Source organism: Cetobacterium sp. (assembly GCF_048470075.1).
Lineage (GTDB): Bacteria > Fusobacteriota > Fusobacteriia > Fusobacteriales > Fusobacteriaceae > Cetobacterium_A.
In genome coordinates this window covers 1-3,622 of the sequence record NZ_DBGBQB010000176.1, presented here as the reverse complement: position 1 = coordinate 3,622, position 3,622 = coordinate 1, and the positions used below count along the sequence as shown (strand labels likewise).

The following is a 3,622-nucleotide window of genomic DNA, read 5'->3' as shown; positions in this document are numbered from 1 at the left end:
TAATAGAGTAATTAGATATTGTCTACCTCTATTATAGTCAAAGGGAATAGTTGAAATTAAAGAAAATAAATATGGAGTAGAATTCAGTCCAACTAAAAAAAAGAGACCATAAAATGGTCTCTTTTTCTGTATGAAACTATTGAACTAAACTTTTACTAAGCTTTTATAACTTTATCATTCGATTCCATGAAAGCTAAGTACTCATCTTTTGTCATAACTGGCTTAAAGTTATCTAAAATCTCTTTTGCTTTCTTTCCTTGAGCAAATAGTAAATCAACAACTGTCAATGCTAAAGCTTTAGCTGGCATTAAAATTGCTACTTCTTCATCAACTGTTTTAAAGTCTCTAGTATGAAGAGCACCATTTATTCCTCCAAACATTGGATGAAGTGTTGGCATTATATGAGATACATCTCCAAAATCGAAAGATCCTGTGAAATCTCCACCTTTTATCATATCATCTTTTAATCCTAGATACTCTAAGTTACCCTCTAAAACATCTTCCATAGAGTCATGCTTTAAAATTGGTAAATAACCTGGAATCTCTGTTATCTCTATTTCTGCTCCAACAGCATATGCTCCTGCTGTTAATCCTCTGTTTACCTTTTTGTTCGCATCTATCATTCCCTCGATTGTTCTAGCTCTTACATAAGCTTCCATTCTTACATCAGCTGGAACTGAATTTACAATATCTCCACCCTTTGTAATGATTGGATGGAATCTTACTCTGTCACTATCTTTAAATGTCTCTCTTTGTGCATGAACATTATTTATTCCTAGCATTGCTGCATTTAATGCGTTTATTCCCTCATGAGGAGCTGACCCAGCATGAGATTCCTTTCCTATAAATTTAACAGTTTTTCCTATAAATCCATTACTTACTGGTCCTGTTAAAACCTTTTTATCACCTAAATCCAATGCATGGAACATAACTGCCATATCAACATCATCAAAAGACCCATTATATATCATCTCTTGTTTTCCACCGAAATACTTTATCTTACCCTCTTCTCTAAGTTGAGTTCTATAACCTAACTCTACAAACTCTTCAGCAGGAGTTGCCATAAAGTCAACTTTTCCTCCAAGTTCTCCTAAAATTCCAGATTTTACAAGTCCTGTTGCCGCTCCTAACATACCCGCGATTTGTATATGATGTCCACATGCATGAACAGCTCCTAACTCATTAGAATCTTTATGGTCACTACAAGATATTGCATCTAACTCTCCCAAAATAGCTACTTTTGGTCCCTCTGCATCCTTGTTGGCTCTCGCTCTACATCCAGTATAAGCGATTCCCTCCTCCACATCTAATCCTAACTCATTTTTAAAGTAATTTGAAACAATCTCAGTTCCTTTAAACTCTTTATATCCAAACTCTGGATTATCATACATAGCTTTTCCCGCTTGTAAAATTAACTCTCTATTGTCATCGATAGCTTTTATTACTCTTTCCTTTACTTCATTTAAGTTCATAGTTTTCTCCTCGTATCTATTTAAATATTAATTAAATTGCACCTTGTAATGTCAATACTCCCTGAGCAATTAAAGCACATGCAAAGAAAATTGTTGTAAACACAACTAGTGCTATTATAACTATCTTCCAAGACATAGCTTTTAACTGTTCTATCTTATCTCCTACTGATATTCCTGCAAAAGCAAGTAATGGTGTACATAGAGGCATAAACTCCACTGTTCCTATTTCTGGTGCAAAGAATTTAGAGATTGATAGTGATGGAATACTAACTAACATTCCAACTATAGTTGATAATGCATACGCTGGTAATGGAAACTTTGGAAAAGCTTCTTTAACAGCAAAACATCCCAATGCTAAAACTATTATTAAAAACATTCCAGGTATAGCCCCTATAAATTGTTTTTGTAACCCAATCGCCTGTCCAGCTAAAACCATAACTCCTGTCATTGACATAAGTATAAAATATAGTACATATTTTTTTATATCTAAACTACGCATGTTGCTTCACTTCCTTTTTCGAAAACTTTGGAGCTAATTTTTTATAATACCACTCTGTAAATGGTAAAGATATAAATACAAGGATATTTACTCCAGTCAATCCCGATAACATATTACTTGTTGATGCATATGCAAAAACTTGATCCGCATACTGAGGCCCTACAACCTCTGCAAGAGATGAAGCTGCTGCAGTCATCATACTTCCACTTCCTACTCCACATGCCATTCCTAATGCCAATGGATGGATTCCTGTATATATAGCCAATGATCCTAATACTCCAAAGTATATTGTTCCTACAATTGTTCCAGCTAAATAAACACCTAATACTCCACTTCCCTCTAAAGATGAGATTCCATATTTCTCTCCAATTACTCCTAAAGAAGCCTCTCTACTTATGCTTGATCCAGCTCCTATAGCCTCTCTTGTTAATCCCAGCTTCAATGCTAATGGAACTGCCACAATTGGAGCTAAAACATGTCCAAACTCCTGTGCTAAAAATGCAGGTCCAGCCTGGATAATTTTATCTAAGTTAGGTCCCACAAAAGTTCCCAATTTTATTCCTAACATTAAAAGAATTAACATAACCATATCACTGGCTATTTTCATCTCTTTCTCTCCAATGATGTCTCTTAACTTCTTAATTTTTTTTCCTAATAGATCTGGTGTTAATATCATTCCAATAATTACCGCAAACAACATTGGGAATAAAGCTACTTTTCCCAACTGGATTTTTCCAACTTTTTCACAAACTAGTGAAATAATCGTTACAACTAAGAATACATTAATTGTGTTTTTGTTCATAGTACTCACTCTTCCTTAATTTATTTTTTACATACATCCCACTTTTTTGTCTTAAATAGGACTTTAATTTACATTATCAATAATACTATTTTTTCAATATTATGTCAAGGCTTTTTTCGAATTTTTCATTTATTTTTTAATTGTATCGTTCTATTTTAGAACTTTTTTGTTAGTTTTCACTAAAAATAAAAAAAGATGAAAAAATACTTTTCCATCTTTTTTATTTTAAAACTTAAATTTTATAACTCTTCTTGGTCGCCCTGCTGAAGTGCATACCTCATACTCTATAATCTCTGCATATCCACTTCCAATAATAGGCTTAACTATTCTATTAACACTTCTCTCAGTTATCTCTAAAAATTCTGAAAGCTCTTTACTAGTAAACTCTCTCTTACTTAAACTCTCCTGTAAGGCCCTTATTTTAGATAGATATTTTGGAGTAATTCCAATTTTTTTTGCTTCTTTTTCAAAAGTATTACTTATTTTAGTGGAATAATCAAATCTATTTTTTTTATAAAGAGGACCTCTTATTTTATTGTCTGAGAAAAGATATACCTCACCTTTATCATTTAAAGTGCTTATATTTAAGGCTTTCTTAGCATTGATTGTAGCCTCTTGAATACTTTCTGCATATCCAATACCCACAGCTACTTTTCCGCCTAATATATATATTTCATTCAATAACTTTAAAAAGTTAAGTTCACTACTTTTAGTTTCCAAAATTCTTTGAGTTGTAAAAAATACATACTCATTCTCTGTAAGCTCTTGGTAATTTCCATGTATCTCTCTAGCATACTTTAAAAATACCTGATTTAGTTTCATCTTAAAAGATATTTTATCATAATCACT

General features: G+C 32.6%; 3 protein-coding genes and 1 pseudogene. All 4 read right to left on the bottom strand.

The window, feature by feature from the left end:
• Positions 1-155: 155 nt before the first annotated feature.
• Entirely contained in the window at positions 156-1,472 is a 1,317-nt protein-coding gene (locus ACMOUI_RS06485; protein ID WP_418964912.1) for an amidohydrolase, read from the bottom strand.
• Between the two features lie 31 nt (positions 1,473-1,503).
• Complete coding sequence (locus ACMOUI_RS06480) at positions 1,504-1,971, bottom strand: hypothetical protein (protein WP_418964911.1); 468 nt, start codon at positions 1,969-1,971, stop codon at positions 1,504-1,506.
• Complete coding sequence (locus ACMOUI_RS06475) at positions 1,964-2,773, bottom strand: DUF3100 domain-containing protein (RefSeq protein WP_418964910.1); 810 nt, start codon at positions 2,771-2,773, stop codon at positions 1,964-1,966. The genes ACMOUI_RS06480 and ACMOUI_RS06475 overlap by 8 nt, the downstream gene beginning before the upstream one ends.
• 225 nt (positions 2,774-2,998) lie before the next feature.
• Positions 2,999-3,622: pseudogene (locus tag ACMOUI_RS06470) on the bottom strand (hypothetical protein); the annotation flags it as partial.

Excerpts from the sequence above, each read along its gene's own strand:
- ACMOUI_RS06480 (WP_418964911.1), bottom strand. The coding sequence starts at position 1,971 with ATGCGTAGTTTAGATATAAAAAAATATGTACTATATTTTATACTTATG.
- ACMOUI_RS06475 (WP_418964910.1), bottom strand. The coding sequence starts at position 2,773 with ATGAACAAAAACACAATTAATGTATTCTTAGTTGTAACGATTATTTCA.
- ACMOUI_RS06485 (WP_418964912.1), bottom strand. The coding sequence starts at position 1,472 with ATGAACTTAAATGAAGTAAAGGAAAGAGTAATAAAAGCTATCGATGAC.